The following is a 16235-nucleotide window of genomic DNA, read 5'->3' on the forward strand; positions in this document are numbered from 1 at the left end:
CCGTAGGCTTGACCAAGATGCCATGCCATGACAGCCTCCCGCTTCACCGTGAGTGAGAGTTTGACTTCTTGGCCCCGCTGTAAATTCACCACCTTTAATGGTGCAGCTCAACACGAAAATGCTCTAGTGGTGACAGGCGACACGCGACCCAAATCGGAAGTGCGGCTTCGCCAGAAAGCCAACCTTGACATCGGCCGCGCACCAGATCGGACTTTGCTGTTTTCAGACGAGAGCCGGTACCGGAGGATCAATACTACGAAAGCTATAACGCCATAACAATGTTTATGCTGAATGGGTGCTCGAGAACCACGCGCACCCTGAGTGGCTTGCCCGGTGTTCCATTTATGTAAGTCTGTGCCGTAAAACCTTGTGTTTTTCAATGACGTCGTTCAGTACTTGAGCAATCGCTGTTAAGTGTGCCGGCTTGGTCAGATGAACATCGAATCCGGCCCCCTTTGCCTGCTCCTTGTCCTGCGGTTGCCCGTATCCTGTTAACGCAACGAGTACCGCACCGCGACTCTGATCTGTGGCTCTCAACTTTTTCGCCAGTTCATGTCCATCCATATCTGGCAGGCCGATGTCCAAAAAGATGACATCGAATATTGCAGTGCTCGTCAGTGCCAATGCATCCTGGGCGCAGTAGCCTGTCGAGACGCGGTGTCCGAACGACTCCAATAATGCAGTCAGCGTGTTTGCCGCGTCAACATTGTCGTCGATGACAATAATTTCCAACGCCTCTATCGTGGTGGAGTTGCCGTTATCAGCGCTTTTCGCCACCGCTTGCAGTACCTCCCTATGCCTTGGCAGCCGCACAACAAACTCACTTCCCCGATTAGCACCTTCGCTTTGCGCCGTAATGCTTCCACCATGCAGCTCAACCAAGCGTTTCACGAGTGCAAGTCCGATGCCAAGACCGCCCTGAGACCGGTCCGAGCTTCGCGGCGCTTGGACAAACAGCTCGAAGACCTGGGGCAAGAGGCTGGAATCCATCCCAATACCATTGTCTCGCACCGAGATCATGACTTCGTCGCTCGTTGCATCAAGCCGCAGATCAACAATGCCCTCGCTGGGCGTGTACTTGGCCGCGTTCACGAGAATATTTGCAATGATCTGGACTAGTCGTGTCTTGTCACCGTGGAGGTACACTGCTTCCCCGACCAAGTGGACATTGAGCTGGTGCCGCTTCGACTGCATGACTGATTTGGATTGTTCAATGGCATCGGCAATCACGGCCTTTGCATCCACTGGCTCTTTCTCAACAGTAATCATGCCGCGTGTAACGCGCGACACATCCAACAGATCATCGAGCAAACTGGTCATGTGAGCGACCTGTCGGTTGATTATTTCACTTGCACGCTCTACTTGCCGCTTGCCTGACGACGGAAGCGTGATCAATTGTGCGGCCATGTTGATTGGCGCAAGCGGATTGCGTAGCTCGTGCGCAAGCATCGCAAGAAATTCATCCTTTTTTTGATCGGCTTGACGCAGCTTGTTTTCGGCCTCGCGGCGCACTGCCAGCTCTTTATCAAGACGCTCGAATGCTTTTTGCAGCTCTTGACGATTGGAGTCAAGCGCACTGTTCAGCGATTTGGCTTGCCTGTTTGCCTCACGTGCGACTGCAGCGTGGACAGAGGCAGATTCCGCCACGCGCTCAACGCCAAGCTTGGCACCTACCAGGGAGAGAAGGGCCGGAAGCTGTGTAGCTGCTGTTCCCTCCAATTCGATACCGAGCAACACCAGAACAGCTTGTCCAAACCGGTCAACAATGACGGAGCAAAGTGTGTCCGCCCCATCCGAGGGGGCAGGCAAAGGCATCGATGTACAAGAGCCGGCCTCGCATTGCCCGAAAGCCGCTTGCCACTTTGCCGCATAGCGCATCGTTTGCGGCAGACCCTGCGCCGGCAGGAACATATCAACTTCATCGTCCCTGCCGAAAAGATACGCTTCCGTCGCGTGCGTATATGCCGCCAGTGACGCAAGCCCATCTTTACGCGTCTGGGGCGATTGCAGACATATAAATATGTCAACCAGTTCTATGGGGATCATCCGTATTCACTATTCCGGTATTGCGCATACGATTGCAGTGCAATTGTGAAAGCCGCTGAATTGACCCTCTGTACGGGCAATCTGCCCATAGGTATTGCAACCGGCAAAGTTCTCCGATCCCAGCGTTTGCGCCACCGCTTTCAATTCCTCCTGAAACTGTAGTCCAAGACGCAAGCGCGTTGCTGCGCAATCGAACAGCAGAAAGCCGGCATGTTTTTCCCCATTCAAGCCCGCCAGCGCTGCCGCCGACGCTTCACGGGCCGCATCGCAAGCTGTTTCAACATTGGCGACCATCAGCTGCACGGTAGCTCCTGTTGGCACCTCGGCAGCACAAGTGATCGAGCCATCCGCATTCAAGGCAAGCGGGACCCGCAGCTTGTATTCATCTCCCATGTCGATTCCAATGATGTTATGCAGGAAAAAAGGCATCGGGTCGGCACGGTTGAACACTTGGCCGGTTTTCTGCGCGTGCATTTCGAAGACGTCACCCGCCGGTATGGCATTGATGCTCACGATCCGGCTTCCCTCGGCCTCAGTCACGCGCAAAGGCTTGCCTGCCGCTTTCCACCCGTGTTTAACACCAATCCCAATCGGCTTCTTTGATAACATTTCGAGCACGACCACCGCATCGGAATGGCACTGCGCCCCGAAAAAGACATGGGTTTCATTGAATCGCGCGTCATCGGCAGCGCCACCCCCGAATAACTGGTAGGTGCCCCCGGTCAGTACGGTGAGATCCTGAATCAAGTCTTCCGCAAAACCGGCAAGTGCGTCAGTGAGAACGAGGGCGCAGCGATACGGATAATCGGTATGCTGGCTTGCGGTGAATACACCTTCAATCTGCTTTACTGCGTTTTGCCGTGAATCCCGTAAGCCCGTACCTACTGCAGCATTGAACAGCATGGTGTCCGAGCGAATCGCCATCACGGAGGCGGATGCGTTGGCCGTTGCGCAGCCTGAAAACTCGCCTGCCGAAGAACATCCAATCAGAATCCTTGGCTGGCATTGTTCTTCCAATGCGATCAGGACGTCTGTGTATGCAAATTCGGGCGAGACAAAGGCGATGACGACATCGGGGTTTTGTCCATTCAGTTTCTCCGCGACCGTTTGCCCTAAGTAGCTTCCTGCATCGGTCGGTGAAGAAAGGGAAGTATGGCCTACAATTACCTGCGTCATGTTTGAATCCGGTTACGTGTGTTGTTAGAAGTGGCTGCGCAGATCGTCAGTGTTACTTCGCGGTTCAATTTGCCAGAACAAAAGATTATGTCCCGTCAGAAAAGCAAAACTTGCGGGAAATCGGGTAGTCTACGCTGATTGGGATATCGTGCCGGGACTCATCAAGCCAAGGTGATGCCAGTCACTTCGGTGCCCAGCGCCTGATGGCAATTTTGACTGGCGTTTCATTTGGAAATCAGATGCTTCAACGCAACCTTGGAAGCGGAGAAGTCACGAAGAATTCGTCGGTTTCACCAAGTGGTAATTAAAGCTGGTCGCTTACTTCTGCTTCTGGCCGAACCTTGCCCTTGCTCAGATTCCGTAGGAAGGCAGGAATCAGATACGAAGCCGGCCTTCTCCGTGCTTTCACTGCACTCTCGCGTATGAATTTACCGCCCGGTTTTAGACATTATCACTCCCAGGTCTTGGGCTGAGCCGAATTTCAAATCATTAGATTTTCGATACCGCTTCGTTGCGGTATCGAAGTACGTTCGGTGCCCGAAAAGTTGAAATTATTCCCCTCATACGACACCTGCCTGCTTTAAGAATGACGCAGTACCGACTTTCTACCTATTCCGATAGGCTATCATGAACTCAAATTGGACAAGGAAGCGTCCGAGAAACTAAGCATGCGATACAGGGTTAAAGGTTCTCGAAGATCTCGATCAGTTTAAGTGCTGCGGGTGACAGATAACTGTTTTTCCTATAAGTGACCACAAGCCTTCGGTGCATGGTTGTTTCTTTCAGCTGCACCTCCTTCAATGGAGTGCCGGCTCCCAAATGGTGTCGCGAAATAAAGCTTAAAAGTCCTGTTTCTGCGATTAATGCAGGCAGAATCAGAAGCATGCTGGCTTCGACCTGAACGACCGGGCGTGGCAGCTTCTTGCGGTCAAATGTCTGGTCCAGCCAGTCTCGTGTCGGCGCGCCGGCTGGTTGCAGTACCCATCGATAATTCAACAGATCCGCCAACTTGACATTTTTTTTAAATAGTTCATGTTCAGTGCTGGCTGCCACGACGATTTGATCCTCGATTAAATATCTCGAGATGAACTCAGGATCCTTCCCAATGTCGGTGCCTACCATCATGTCGAGTTGCCCGCTTTGAAGCAAGGGCTTGATGCGGTCATACAGGCCAACCACCGTTTTTAAGCTCACTTCCGGCGCTTCGGCAATGAGTTTTCGGGCGGCAGACGGTAAAAGGAATTGGGCTGCCGTTGGGGCAATGCCAATGCGGACTTGGCCCGACAATCCTTTCTCCAGATCCGTAATCTCACGACGTGAATCCTCGACATCGAAGCGCATTCGCTGCGCCCATCTATATAGCACATGTCCAGCTGGCGCCAGCCGAATACCACGTCCGGCGCGCTCGAACAGCGGTGCCCCGTAGGCATCTTCAAGCCGCCTTATAGCGCTCGTTAGAGCAGGCTGCGAGCGATGGAGTCGCTCGGAGGCCCGCCCGATATGCTGCAATTCGGCAATAACCTCAAAATAGCGCAGATCGCGAATATCGATATCAAAAGTCATGTCAATGAGTCCCCAAGAATTATGAAATAGACCCTTTGGATTCTGACATAGATAATTGGACCATCAAACAACTTGGATCAGCCATCAATACGTTGGCTACCCAAGAGAAACTTATTCCGATGGAGACAGTTAATGAAGCTCTTTACAAAGCTCGTGTTTGCATTCGCCGCCGGCAGCATTGCCATTGGTGCCTCAGCCCAGCAGACTTATCCGAACAAACCGATACGGCTAGTTGTTCCGTTTCCGCCAGGCGGCGGGCCGGACATTATCGCCCGCCTTGTGGCTAACAAGCTGCAGGCAACGGCTAAATGGAACGTCGTCATCGACAACCGGCCTGGTGCCGGTGGCAATATTGGCGTAGACCTCGTTGCGAAGTCTCCCGCAGACGGCTATACCCTCGTGATCGGTCAAACGAGCAATCTGGCTGTCAATCCTACCCTTTACAAGAAGCTTCCGTACCAGCCGCTAAAGGACTTGGCGCCGATTACAACCTTGGCCACCGCGCCGCTGGTGCTGGTAGTGGCAGCGAACTCGCCATATAAAACCCTGGCCGACGTGGTCGCCGCTGCCAAGGCGAAGCCTGACCAGGTTACGTTCGCATCGCCCGGAAACGGTACGGTTGCACACTTGACCGGGGAGATGCTGCAAAAGGCTGCAGGTATCAAATTGCAGCACGTGCCGTACAAAGGCATATCAGGGGCGCTTACCGATCTGCTCGGCGGCCAAGTCCAACTCTACATGTCTTCTGTCCCTTCCGCGATGTCCAGTATAAAGAACGGGAAGATACGCACCATCGCGGTGACGTCGGCGCAGCGTGCGGTTGATCTGCCGCAGGTGCCTACCATCAACGAGTCCGGCTACAAGGGCTTCGATGCAATAACCTGGTTTGGCCTGCTCGCACCTGCCGGCACGCCGGGACCAGTGATCGCACGCCTGAATTCGGAAGTGAACAAGGCGCTGCAATCAAACGAAGTCAAGGAAAAGATCAGCGCCGAAGGCGGTGATGCGCAGGGAAGCACGCCCGATGCCTTTCTCGCACTGATGAAATCCGATCTCGTGAAATGGGGCCAGATTGTCAAGGATTCAGGTGCAACAATCGATTGAACGTCGCGCCGACCGGTTCCATAGGTGTGATGGGACCAGGCCATCAGCGCATAAGCTATTTTTTGAAGGTAAATGACATGACTGAAAAATCATCGACGGCCGATGTTGTCCGCCGTGAGATAGAGCGCGTGCCCGCTGACGTCGTCGCCCGCGCGGCAGAGTTCCAGGCAGCGATACTGGCCGACGTTAATGGACGCCGGGGAGCACTGAACGGCAAGATCGCGGCACTGGACCCCAGTATGAAGATTGCCGGTCCGGCGATCACTGTCGAAGTACGACCCGGAGACAATCTGATGATCCACGCTGCCATGGCTATCGCGCAGCCTGGAGACGTGCTAGTCATCGACGGCAAGGGAGATCTGAACAGTGCGCTGATGGGCGCAATCATGATGAATCAGGCAAAGGCAATCGGCCTGGCCGGTGTCGTCATTGACGGAGCCGTGCGCGATGTATTGGAAATAAGGGAGATGGGATTTCCCGTATTCGCGGCGGGCACCAATCCCAATGGCCCTACCAAGCTGGTTCCCGGGCGTGTCAATTGGCCGATATCGGCGGGCGGACATCCTGTCAATCCCGGCGATCTCGTTGTCGCCGATGCCGATGGCGTGGTTGTCATTGAGCGCGAGAAGGCTGCGTCTTTGCTCGGTCCAGCGGAAAAGAAGGTCGCCGACGAGACCAAACGAATCCAGGGCATCCTGAGAAATGAACAGCTGCGTCCGGCGTGGCTCGATGGTGCGCTGCGCGCGGCCAGTGTGCTGAAGGAAGGGGAAACGCTGTGATGTCCGCTTCTGCACATAAGCCCGTACTGCTGGTAACGAGCAGCGACCTGGCATCCCAGGCCGTGGAAATGCTCGAAAGCTTCGATCTTGTATACGCGGGCAAGAATCCTGATGAGGGCACCTTGGTGGCGCTGTGCGAGCAGCACCAGCCGGTCGCCATGATTGTTCGCTTCGGCAAGATCCCGGCGCGTGTCATGGATGCCAGCAAGAAACTGCGCGTTATTTCCAAGCATGGGGCAGGAATTGATTCGATAGACACGGCCGCCGCGGCAGAGCGCGGGATTCTCGTCAGGGCTGCCGCAGGTGCAAACGCCGCAGCAGTGGCCGAACATGCCTGGGCAATGATATTCGCCTGCGCCAAAAGCCTGGTTCAGTTGAACGGCCGCATGCACGACGGGCACTGGGACAAATCCACCCACAAGAGTCTGGAGCTGCAAGGAAAGACTCTCGGGCTGGTCGGCTTCGGGGCCATCGGACAGCGAACCGCCGCCGTCGGTCTGGCACTGGGAATGCGGGTCATGGTTTTCGACCCCTTCGTGAGCAATGCGCCGGAAGGCGTGGAAGTAGCTTCCCTGGATGAGGTGCTCAGCCAGAGCGAAGTCATCTCTCTGCATTGTCCTTTGACCAGCGACAATCGCAATCTGATTAATCGCGAAACGATCAGCCGCATGCGCGATGGCGTCATTATCGTAAATACGGCGCGCGGCGGCCTGGTCGACGAAGAAGCGGTGATTGAGGCAATCAGGGCAGGCAAGATTCGGGCCGCAGGGCTGGACAGCTTCCATACCGAGCCTTTAACCGGCGAACATCATTTCACCGGCGTGCCTAATCTGATTCTGACACCGCACGTGGGCGGCGGCACCACGGACGCCTATGTGAACATGGGTACGGCAGCGGCCAGGAATGTATTGGACGCGCTGAAGCAATAACGCATGAACACCGGATGAGCAGGCCAGGCGCACTGGGTGGGTTCCAACCGCGCCGATTCGCCAGACGGCTCACCGCAAAGCTTGATTGCGCGGCATGCACACGAAAGACCTTCCTCATGCCGTGCGTCAAATGGTTAATCCAATAATGTCTGTGCTTGGCACGCATGCGTATGCATGCCTGCCCGCAGAACGCCATCTGAAGGTTCAACAAAAATGGATCGTCGTTCATTTCTCAGAAACAGCGCCGCTGCCGGTGCCCTGCTTGCCATGGGGCTGCAGGGTGCCGTCGCCCAGGATGTCTATCCGAACAAGCCTGTGCGCGTCATCGTTCCTTATTCGGCAGGCGGCGGCGCGGATACGCTTTGCAGGCTCCTTTTCGGGAAGCTCGCGGAAGAGCTCGGGCAGCAATTCATTGTCGACAACCGCGGCGGCGGCGCCGGTACCATAGGCGCCCTGGTGGTAGCCAAGGCGCCTGCGGACGGCTACACCATACTCTACGATGCGACGGCTTTCTCGGTGAATCCATCGCTCTTCCCACGTCTGGCATATAATCCGCGCAAGGATTTCCAGCCTGTATTCCAGGCCGGGGTAATGCCTCTCCTGCTGCTTGTCAATCCGACGGTCAAGGCAAACAATGCCGCCGACGTAATTGCAATCGGAAAGGCTACGCCAGGAGGACTGGATTGGGCGTCGGCTGGAAACGGAAGCATTCAGCATCTCGCACTCGCATTGTTCAGCAAAATGTCGAAGATCGAAGTTTCCCACGTACCGTTCAAGGGCGGAGCTCCGGCACTCAACGATGTGGTCGCGGGCCACGTCAAGTACTACTTCAGCAATACCGCCGCTGCCAGCAGCCATGTGAAGGCAGGTTCGGTGCGTGCTGTCGCCCATACCGGGCAGGGACGCCTTGCCAATTTTCCCGCGCTTGCTCCGGTGTCGGACACCCTGCCCGGCTTCGAGGCTTACGAGTGGAACGGCGTGTTTGTACCGAAGGGAACGCCGAAGGCCATCGTTGACCGCCTGAATGCCGGTTTGAACAAGGTGATAAAAGATCCTGGCATTGCCGAGCGTCTTGCAGCCCTCAGTATACAGACGAAGCAAAATACACCTGCCGAGTTCGACGCCTTTGTCGGCGCCGAGATAGAAAAATGGGGCAAGGTGGTCAAGGAAGCGAATATCAAGCTGGATTGATTTCGGTATCAGTTCGGCACTTCCCGACGAATGCCGGATTCCGAGAGACCTGCGACAGACAGTTCACGAGAAACGCAAACATGCAGCACGAGATGAGTTACGGGGGGAGCCGCGCTTATGACGTCCCTCATTCCGCCGGAAGCCGGCCTCCAGGACTGAAAGCCCCCGAGCTTGCATGTGACTGCCATATGCATATCTTCGATCCTCGCTTTCCGGCCTCTGCCCACTGGACCCGCGTTCCGCCTGTGGCGACGGTAGACGACTACCGCTTATTTCAGGAACGGATAGGGACGAGCCGGACGGTAGTGGTTACCCCATCCACTTACGGGACAGACAACGCTTGCACCCTCGATGCGGTTGCCAGGATGGGCAGATCGGCACGAGCGGTGGTCGTTGTCGACACGACCGTCTCTGACGCAGAATTGAAGCAGATGAGCGACAAGGGCGTATGCGGAATCCGGGTGAATTTCGTGTCGCCTCAATCATGGGGCGTGACAACCGCCGCCATGTTGATCGAGCTGTCGAGGCGGCTGCATGCGCTGGATCTGGGTTGGCATGTTCAGATCTTCATGCACGGACAGCAGATCGTCGAGATGGAAGATGTACTCGCGAGTCTGCCAACGACCCTGGTCATCGACCATATGGGCAGGGTGCCGCAGCCGGCCGGAACAAGCCATCCCGCGTTCGGCGCGATCAGGCGCCTGCTCGACGGCGGCAAGACTTGGGTTAAGTTGTCCGGTGCGTATATGAATACGCAAGAGGAAGCCTCGGGCTATATCGACGTAGGCAGAGTGGCGAAGGAATTTGTGCACGCGGCGCCGGAACGGCTCGTCTGGGGCAGCGACTGGCCTCACACTATAGCCGAACGCCTCCCAGATGATGCTGTACTCTTCGATCTGAACGCCGAGTGGATTCCCAATGTGGCGACGCGCAATCGCATCCTGGTCGACAATCCGCAGACACTCTATCGTTTTTAGTTCCACCTGATCACGTTCCCGTATGCCGACGCTGCCGGGGGTAAGCTCTGTCTCGCTCAGTCGGACGGACAGCTTAGTTTCGGTAAGCGATCAATGTTCGCCTCGGGCTGAACAGCGGCCATTGGACTCCATCGATAGACGATCCGTTTCTGGCCGATTGCAGAGCATCGCCAAACCGCGTGTACGGCGATCCCATTCTCGGCGGCACCCTAATCCAATTGCGATCCCACCTATGCATTCGCATTATTGAATGTCATCGACAAGATGACATTACTTGCAGGCCGGTAGGCCGCCTAGAGCGGATTGCAGGTCAATGTAGGGTCACGTTCGAGCGGATCACCGCCCCGGCCAGAAGGGATGCAGTGCAAGGCGCGGTGCGCCGCACAGGGTGAGCCCCTGGGCAAGCACCGCAACGCCGCAATGCGCCCTTCTGGTTCGACCCCTTCGGGCAACCCCGGGAACCGGCCGCCTGCGTCGTTACGACTCCTTGCCGTAGCCCCGCTACGACGCGTCGCCGTGCCTAGCATTCGGCCGATTTCCGGGGTTGCGCGATCCCGACATTGACCTGCAATCCGCTCTAGGGTTCACGCAGCATGAGCAGAACGATTCTTCAGCACATCACGGCAAACCGTCAGCCAGGCTCCTGCCGCATGCGACAGATAATGTCCGTTCCAGATCTGGGCAACTTCCCATGACAACTCCGGCTCGATGATGCGAACAGCCTCCAGACCCTCGATGGCAAGGCGATGGATGAACGGCCCAGGCAGCAGCGCCACGCCAAGCCCTGCGGAGGCCATGGCCACCAGCCAGTCCCACTGGCCGCTCTGCGCGACGACCTTGGGCTCGAAGCCGGCCTCTCGGAATGAGCGACGCAGGCTGCGGGTCAGCGCGAAATCATCGTTGAGCAGTACCAGCGGCATGTCGCGCAGTGCCGTCAGCTTGAGCGTGGTGCGGCGCTTTGGAAAAGTGCCGGCTTCGGCCAGCGCCCAGATCGGATAGCTGGCAACCGCCGAGGAAACGAGGTTCAGGTTCGGGTCGCAAGGCAGCACCGTCATGCCTACTTCAAGATCGCCGGCCGCGACCTGGCGTTCTATCGCCTGTCCGGTATCTTCGCGCAACTCCAGTGCGATATCCGGATAGCGCTCGCGGAAAGCCTTGAGCACCGGCGTGAACAGCAGGTTGATCATCGGCGGAATGCCAACCGCCAGGCTGCCGCGCCGCAGGGACAGCGTGTCCTGTACCTCCAGCGTCAGCTGCCGCGTCGCTGCGACGATTTCCTGGCCGCGCTCGAACACGATGCGACCCGTATCCGTCAGTACGAGCTTGCGCCCATCACGGATCAGCAGTTGTGTACCCATTTCGTCTTCGAGCTGACGCACCATCTTGCTGATGGTCGACTGCGTGACGTGCAGGGCATCGGCTGCCCGGGTGAAGCTGTTCAGGCGCACTGTTTCGATGAAATAGCGCAGGGATCGAATATCCATTTTTTACCGTCATTGCCAGGTATGAAAATTCCGACTTGATTGCACGACTTTAATTCATGCAAGGCGGGAATTCCGGATTCTACAATTCATTCGGACAAGGCCAACCATTGAAGCCATATTCGGGAGCTCACCATGTATAGCGATCGCATCCGCCATCCGGCGTTAACCGGCAAAATCATGCAGGCGGAAGAAGCCGTCACACTTTTCCGGAACGGCATGGTCGTCGGCATGAGCGGGTTCACCCGCGCGGGGGATGCCAAGGCAATTCCCGTTGCGCTGGTGGAGCGCGCCAGGCGCGAGCCGTTGAGCCTGACGCTGATGACCGGTGCGTCTCTCGGCAACGGCAGCGACGGCCTGATGGCCGAAGCCGGTCTGCTTGCACGGCGCCTGCCGTTCCAGTCGGATGCCACGCTGCGCCGCAAGATCAATGCCGGCGAAGTCATGTTCATCGACCAGCATCTTTCCGAGACGGCTGAGCAGCTGCAATCCGGCAGTCTCGGGCCGGTCGATATTGCCGTGATCGAAGCAGCTGCCATCACGGAAGACGGCGGCATCGTGCCCACCATGTCCGTCGGCAATTCAGCTTCCTTCGTGCAGCAGGCGCGGCAAATCATCATCGAACTCAATCTCGGCGCCCCGCTGACGCTGGAAGGGCTGCATGACATTTACATTCCCGGGCCGCGTCCCGGACGCGCACCGATTCCGCTGGTGAGCCCGGAGCAGCGCATCGGCTCGACTTCGATCAAGGTTGATCCGGCGCGCATCACTGCAATCGTGATCACCGACAGCGCCGACAGTCCTTCCACCATCCTTCCGCCTGACGCGGAAACGGCGGCCATTGCTTCGCATGTCATCAAGTTTTTCGAATCCGAAGTCGCGGCGGGAAGAATGGGCCCGGAGCTTGCCCCGCTGCAGGCCGGCATCGGCACGATCGCCAATGCGGTGCTGCACGGCTTGATCGATTCGCCGTTCCGCGACCTGACGATGTTTTCTGAAGTGCTGCAGGACAGCGCCATCGAACTGCTCGATTCGGGCCAGCTGACATTCGCTTCTGCATCGTCCATCACATTGTCTTCGGCAATGTACGACCGCTTCATCAAGGATTTCGACCGCTACCGCTCCAGGATCCTGTTGCGCCCGCAGGAGATCAGCAATCATCCCGAAGTCGTTCGCCGGCTTGGCATTCTTGCACTGAATACGGCATTGGAGTTCGATATCTACGGCAACGTCAATTCGACGCACGTCGGCGGCACGCACATGATGAACGGCATCGGCGGCTCCGGCGACTTCGCGCGCAACGGCCAGCTGTCGATCTTCGTCAGCAAGTCGGTCGCCAAGGACGGCGCCATCTCCAGCGTGGTGCCGATGGTGACGCATGTCGATCACACCGAACACGATGTCGACGTGCTCGTAACCGAGTGGGGCCTCGCCGATCTTCGCGGCCTGACGCCGAGGGAACGCGCCCCGATGATCATCGAACACTGCGCCCATCCCGACTACAGGCCGCAATTGCGAGCCTATGTCGAGGAGGCCTGCCGCCGCGGCGGCCATACGCCGCACGTGCTGGGAGAGGCGCTGTCGTGGCATGAGCGCTATCAGTCGTCGCAGACGATGCTGATGCGCTGATTCCTTGCAGGCATCGATCTGTCGCCTTTCTTTTTAAAAAGACAAGCTAACGCAATTCAGTAGACGGCCACCTGGCATGTCAGGTGGCCGCCATTTTCAATCGCTTCAGCAAAGAGTTTCCGTGCTCAACCGTTTTAACTTGCCGCACTCTGCGGCGCACAAGGTCATGCGATGATCGTCCGTGACCGGCCCTCGGGTCTGCGGCTGATGCTGACGATGCAAGGATCGATCTTCTCGAGAATCTGGAAAAGCCTGCTGGTGACGACCGTGCTTGCCATCCTTGTCACGCTCACCGGCGGCGCTCTTCTTCATCACAAGATCACGCTGACAACGATTCCCTTTACCCTGATCGGACTGCCGCTGGCCATCTTCCTCGGCTTCCGCAACAATTCAGCCTATGACCGATACTGGGAAGGACGCAAGCTGTGGGGCGAAGTGGTGCTCAGAAGCAGGAATTTCGTTCGCCAGTGCTTCACGATGATCGAGCCCGCATCGGGCGAGCCGGACGGTACGGCCGACATCAGGATACGTCTGGTTCACCGCTCCATTGCCTTTGCGCATGCGCTGCGCCATCACCTGCGCGATTCCGACAGCGTTGCCGAGCTTGAGCATTTGCTTCCGAGAGACGAGTGGCAGCGCCTCACGACGGTCTCCCACAAGCCGCATTTCCTGATGCAGCGCATGGGTGAAGATTTGCAGCGCTGCCGCGCCCAAGGACGGATCGATACGGTTCTGATGGTGTCGATCGATGCGACGCTGTCGGCGATGGTCGCCGCCGGGGCTGCGTGCGAGCGGATCAAGAATACGCCTGTGCCGTTCTCCTACACCCTGCTGCTGCATCGCACCGCATATCTGTATTGCTTCCTGCTTCCCTTCGGCCTGGTGGATTCCATCGGCTTCATGACGCCGTTCGTCGTGGCCATCGTTGCCTATACCTTCTTCGGTCTGGATGCGCTGGGTGATGAAATCGAAGAACCGTTCGGAACCTCGGCCAATGACTTGCCGCTTGCGGCCATCTGCCGGACGATTGAAATCAACTTGCGCGAGTCGTTGGATGAAGAGAATATTCCGGCTCCGTTCAAGCCGGTTGACTATCACCTCACGTGAAGGTGCTTGCAGGATTGCAGGGTGAAAGTATATTTGTGAACCATTGATTCAGCTTAAGCGGCTTGCAATCGGCGGGGGCAAGGCAAAATGATAGAGAATGTTCCTCCCCTTTCAAGGGGGACGTAGCAGGGGTTTCGCAAGGCATGCCTTGCGCCTGCGTAGTCGGAGCCGCTTGCAAGCGGCGAGGTGGAGGTTAGGAGGGGGATGGGTTTCAATATGGTAGCGCAACCCCATCCCCCCCCCAACCCTCCCCTTCAAGGGGAGGGAGTGTTTTCGAACCCCTAGTCAAGTCTCTTTCGCCCATCTGTTCAAGTCAGCCGAAAATCAACCGGCGCAAGTCCCGACGGCGCCTGCGGATCTCCGACGGCCTTGCGAAGATCATGCTCGATCATGCGGCAGATGGCATCCAGAGGAAGATCGTTGTCCGACATGCCGAACGGCTCTTCGATCTCATCACCCAATGCATCCAGTCCGAAAAAGGTATAGGCAACGATCGCAACCACAATCGGCGTCATGAAGACGGTGGAATCCACCAGTCCGAAGGGAAGCAGAAAGCAGTAGAGATACGCGGTCCGGTGCAAGAGAAGCGAATACGAAAACGGAATCGGCGTATTCTTGATGCGCTCGCAGCCCGTTGCCGCCGAAACCATCGAAGAGAGGGTGCCATTGATTGCAGCCGCAATGGGGCCATCGATGCGGCGATCCTTCAGGCACTGCGATACGTCGCGGCCCATCTGCAGCATGAGGATATTGAGATTTTCCGCCGGGGTTTCGAGCCGCTTCCACTCTTCATCGGCAAGGAATGTCTTCAACTGGTCGCGGTCTGCGGAATCCCTTAGCAGCTGCCGCAGGTTATGCGCAAATGCAATCGCGCGAAAAATCATCCTGACCCTCACATCCTGCAGCCCCGTATCCATGCTTGCCGGATGATCGGCGGTGATGAGGGTCTGGCATTCGCGGGCAAGGTTGCGGCATTCCGTCACCAGCTGGCCCCATAGCTTCCTGCCTTCCCAGAACCGGTCATAGGCGGCGGTGTTCCGGAAGCCGAGAAAAATGGCCAGCGCCAGTCCGATCAGCGTAAACGGAACCGGCGTCAGCGTCAGGCCGAACGGTACATGCCAGACATGCAGTGCCGTAACGACGGAAGCAACGAATATATTGACCGCCAGCACACCCAGGATGCGAGGAAAGATCGAACCCCTCAGGATGAAGAACAGTTTGATGCCGGCAGGTCTGTCGCGAAGAATCATCGGGATATCAGCCAAAGTTGATTGCATTTCGGCTCCACGACATTGTCTTCTGCAGCACAGCCTTGGCTGTAGATTATCGCGAAAACCGGCGACCACGCTGGCGTGGGGTCAATTTTCCTTCTTGCGAGGCACCAGCTTGAATACCCCGCGTGCAGTGCAGACCTGCTGTCCGGTTGAGTCGTAGGCGCTGCCTTCGCAGAATACAATGCTCTTTCCGCGTCGTGTCGTCGTCGCCTCGAATGTCAGTTCTCCCTGGCCGGGCGCCAGGAAATGCGTCGTCATGTCGATGGTAATCACGCCTAATCCATGCGGATCATGTGCACGCGCAGCGGCGCTCATGGTGAAATCGAGCACGGCCATCAGCGTTCCTCCGTGGGTGTGGCCATGGCTGTTGAGTATTTCCGGCTTCTGGGGTAGCCGGGTGCGCGCTACGGTTTCGTCCAGGTGCACGGTCTGCAAGCCGAGTAGACGCATGAGCGGAACTTCAATGCCGAAGAAAGAGGCTTCGTCATTCATTATGTTTTTCTCCTTGATATTTCCAGAAATGCTTTGTACACGAGATTTGACACGAATTTCAGAAAACAGGTCGGCCAATCCATTTTTCGGATGAAAAAACGGCGCATTCGTTTCCAAATACGCCGGTTCGTTGGAGCCAAGGCTTGGCTAATGCGTCGCTTCCGTTACTCCTCGAACGCTTCTTCCCGCTTCTTGCGCAGCGACGGCAGCAGCACCACCGCCAGGGCCAGTGCCGACACCACCAGCATGGTCGCGCTAATCGGACGCTGCAGGAAGACCATCGGATCGCTGCGCGACAGCAGCAGCGCACGGCGCAGGTACTCTTCCATCATCGGACCGATGATGAAGCCCAGCAGCATCGGCGCGGCTTCCATTTCCAGCTTGTTGCAGATGTAGCCGAACAGACCGAACAGCGCCATCATGTAGACATCGAACTCGGAGTTGTTCAGGCTGAACACGCCGATGGCGCAGAACACCAGGATGCCCG

Annotated in this window: 14 protein-coding genes; 7 read left to right on the plus strand and 7 right to left on the minus strand. The window is 57.0% G+C overall.

The genetic code is table 11. The features are described 5' to 3' along the window. Nucleotides 1-342 precede the first annotated feature (342 nt). The 3 genes from IGW03_RS34910 to IGW03_RS34920 form a co-directional block, all read right to left on the minus strand. Nucleotides 343-2046: a hybrid sensor histidine kinase/response regulator gene (locus IGW03_RS34910; protein ID WP_194727002.1), complete on the minus strand. Its 1704-nt coding sequence runs from the start codon at nucleotides 2044-2046 to the stop codon at nucleotides 343-345. A 9-nt stretch (nucleotides 2047-2055) separates the two neighbouring features. Beyond that, a complete protein-coding gene (locus IGW03_RS34915; RefSeq protein WP_194727003.1) occupies nucleotides 2056-3222 on the minus strand; it encodes an FIST signal transduction protein in 1167 nt (388 codons plus the stop codon). Between the two features lie 681 nt (nucleotides 3223-3903). Next, nucleotides 3904-4785 carry a LysR family transcriptional regulator gene (locus IGW03_RS34920; RefSeq protein ID WP_228536289.1) on the minus strand — a complete coding sequence of 294 codons (882 nt, stop codon included), beginning with the start codon at nucleotides 4783-4785 and terminating at the stop codon, nucleotides 3904-3906. Between the two features lie 132 nt (nucleotides 4786-4917). Here IGW03_RS34920 and IGW03_RS34925 point away from each other — a divergent pair, with 132 nt between their 5' ends. From IGW03_RS34925 to IGW03_RS34945, 5 genes are all read left to right on the plus strand, one after another. Continuing rightward, on the plus strand, nucleotides 4918-5889 hold the full coding sequence (locus IGW03_RS34925) for a Bug family tripartite tricarboxylate transporter substrate binding protein (protein WP_194727004.1): 972 nt from the start codon (nucleotides 4918-4920) through the stop codon (nucleotides 5887-5889). Between the two features lie 77 nt (nucleotides 5890-5966). Next, complete coding sequence (locus tag IGW03_RS34930; RefSeq protein ID WP_194727005.1) at nucleotides 5967-6668, plus strand: RraA family protein; 702 nt, start codon at nucleotides 5967-5969, stop codon at nucleotides 6666-6668. Further along, nucleotides 6668-7597 carry a hydroxyacid dehydrogenase gene (locus tag IGW03_RS34935; protein ID WP_194727006.1) on the plus strand — a complete coding sequence of 310 codons (930 nt, stop codon included), beginning with the start codon at nucleotides 6668-6670 and terminating at the stop codon, nucleotides 7595-7597. Before IGW03_RS34930 ends, IGW03_RS34935 begins: the two co-directional genes overlap by 1 nt. A 213-nt stretch (nucleotides 7598-7810) precedes the next feature. Beyond that, nucleotides 7811-8788, plus strand: a complete 978-nt coding sequence (locus IGW03_RS34940) for a tripartite tricarboxylate transporter substrate binding protein (protein ID WP_194727007.1) — start codon at nucleotides 7811-7813, stop codon at nucleotides 8786-8788. Nucleotides 8789-8880: 92 nt separating this feature from the next. Next, a complete protein-coding gene (locus IGW03_RS34945; RefSeq protein WP_438943692.1) occupies nucleotides 8881-9765 on the plus strand; it encodes an amidohydrolase family protein in 885 nt (294 codons plus the stop codon). 584 nt (nucleotides 9766-10349) lie between these two features. Here IGW03_RS34945 and IGW03_RS34950 read toward each other — a convergent pair. After that, on the minus strand, nucleotides 10350-11249 hold the full coding sequence (locus IGW03_RS34950) for a LysR family transcriptional regulator (protein ID WP_194727009.1): 900 nt from the start codon (nucleotides 11247-11249) through the stop codon (nucleotides 10350-10352). A 132-nt stretch (nucleotides 11250-11381) separates the two neighbouring features. Between IGW03_RS34950 and scpC the strand changes: the two genes are divergently transcribed. Together scpC and IGW03_RS34960 are read left to right on the plus strand one after the other, a co-directional pair. After that, complete coding sequence (gene scpC / locus IGW03_RS34955; protein WP_194727010.1) at nucleotides 11382-12875, plus strand: succinyl-CoA:acetate CoA-transferase ScpC; 1494 nt, start codon at nucleotides 11382-11384, stop codon at nucleotides 12873-12875. Nucleotides 12876-13046: 171 nt separating this feature from the next. Continuing rightward, on the plus strand, nucleotides 13047-13982 hold the full coding sequence (locus tag IGW03_RS34960) for a bestrophin family protein (protein ID WP_194727011.1): 936 nt from the start codon (nucleotides 13047-13049) through the stop codon (nucleotides 13980-13982). Nucleotides 13983-14290: 308 nt separating this feature from the next. On the opposite strand, the gene IGW03_RS34965 is transcribed toward IGW03_RS34960, so the two are convergent. The 3 genes from IGW03_RS34965 to IGW03_RS34975 all read right to left on the minus strand — a co-directional run. Next, on the minus strand, nucleotides 14291-15232 hold the full coding sequence (locus tag IGW03_RS34965; RefSeq protein ID WP_194727013.1) for a bestrophin family protein: 942 nt from the start codon (nucleotides 15230-15232) through the stop codon (nucleotides 14291-14293). Nucleotides 15233-15340: 108 nt separating this feature from the next. Next, the gene (locus IGW03_RS34970) at nucleotides 15341-15748 is read right to left on the minus strand and encodes a PaaI family thioesterase (protein WP_194727014.1); all 408 of its coding nucleotides are present in this window, start codon (nucleotides 15746-15748) and stop codon (nucleotides 15341-15343) included. Nucleotides 15749-15912: 164 nt separating this feature from the next. Continuing rightward, the coding region (locus tag IGW03_RS34975) for a tripartite tricarboxylate transporter permease (RefSeq protein ID WP_194724442.1) at nucleotides 15913-16235 on the minus strand (323 nt) is incomplete at its 5' end.

Origin of the sequence: Noviherbaspirillum malthae (assembly GCF_015352985.1) — a bacterium.
Lineage (GTDB): Bacteria > Pseudomonadota > Gammaproteobacteria > Burkholderiales > Burkholderiaceae_D > Noviherbaspirillum > Noviherbaspirillum malthae.

Excerpts from the sequence above, each read along its gene's own strand:
- IGW03_RS34910 (WP_194727002.1), bottom strand. The coding sequence starts at position 2,046 with ATGATCCCCATAGAACTGGTTGACATATTTATATGTCTGCAATCGCCC.
- IGW03_RS34915 (WP_194727003.1), bottom strand. The coding sequence starts at position 3,222 with ATGACGCAGGTAATTGTAGGCCATACTTCCCTTTCTTCACCGACCGAT.
- IGW03_RS34920 (WP_228536289.1), bottom strand. The coding sequence starts at position 4,785 with ATGACTTTTGATATCGATATTCGCGATCTGCGCTATTTTGAGGTTATT.
- IGW03_RS34925 (WP_194727004.1), top strand. The coding sequence starts at position 4,918 with ATGAAGCTCTTTACAAAGCTCGTGTTTGCATTCGCCGCCGGCAGCATT.
- IGW03_RS34930 (WP_194727005.1), top strand. The coding sequence starts at position 5,967 with ATGACTGAAAAATCATCGACGGCCGATGTTGTCCGCCGTGAGATAGAG.
- IGW03_RS34935 (WP_194727006.1), top strand. The coding sequence starts at position 6,668 with ATGTCCGCTTCTGCACATAAGCCCGTACTGCTGGTAACGAGCAGCGAC.
- IGW03_RS34940 (WP_194727007.1), top strand. The coding sequence starts at position 7,811 with ATGGATCGTCGTTCATTTCTCAGAAACAGCGCCGCTGCCGGTGCCCTG.
- IGW03_RS34945 (WP_438943692.1), top strand. The coding sequence starts at position 8,881 with ATGAGTTACGGGGGGAGCCGCGCTTATGACGTCCCTCATTCCGCCGGA.
- IGW03_RS34950 (WP_194727009.1), bottom strand. The coding sequence starts at position 11,249 with ATGGATATTCGATCCCTGCGCTATTTCATCGAAACAGTGCGCCTGAAC.
- scpC (WP_194727010.1), top strand. The coding sequence starts at position 11,382 with ATGTATAGCGATCGCATCCGCCATCCGGCGTTAACCGGCAAAATCATG.
- IGW03_RS34960 (WP_194727011.1), top strand. The coding sequence starts at position 13,047 with ATGATCGTCCGTGACCGGCCCTCGGGTCTGCGGCTGATGCTGACGATG.
- IGW03_RS34965 (WP_194727013.1), bottom strand. The coding sequence starts at position 15,232 with ATGATTCTTCGCGACAGACCTGCCGGCATCAAACTGTTCTTCATCCTG.
- IGW03_RS34970 (WP_194727014.1), bottom strand. The coding sequence starts at position 15,748 with ATGAATGACGAAGCCTCTTTCTTCGGCATTGAAGTTCCGCTCATGCGT.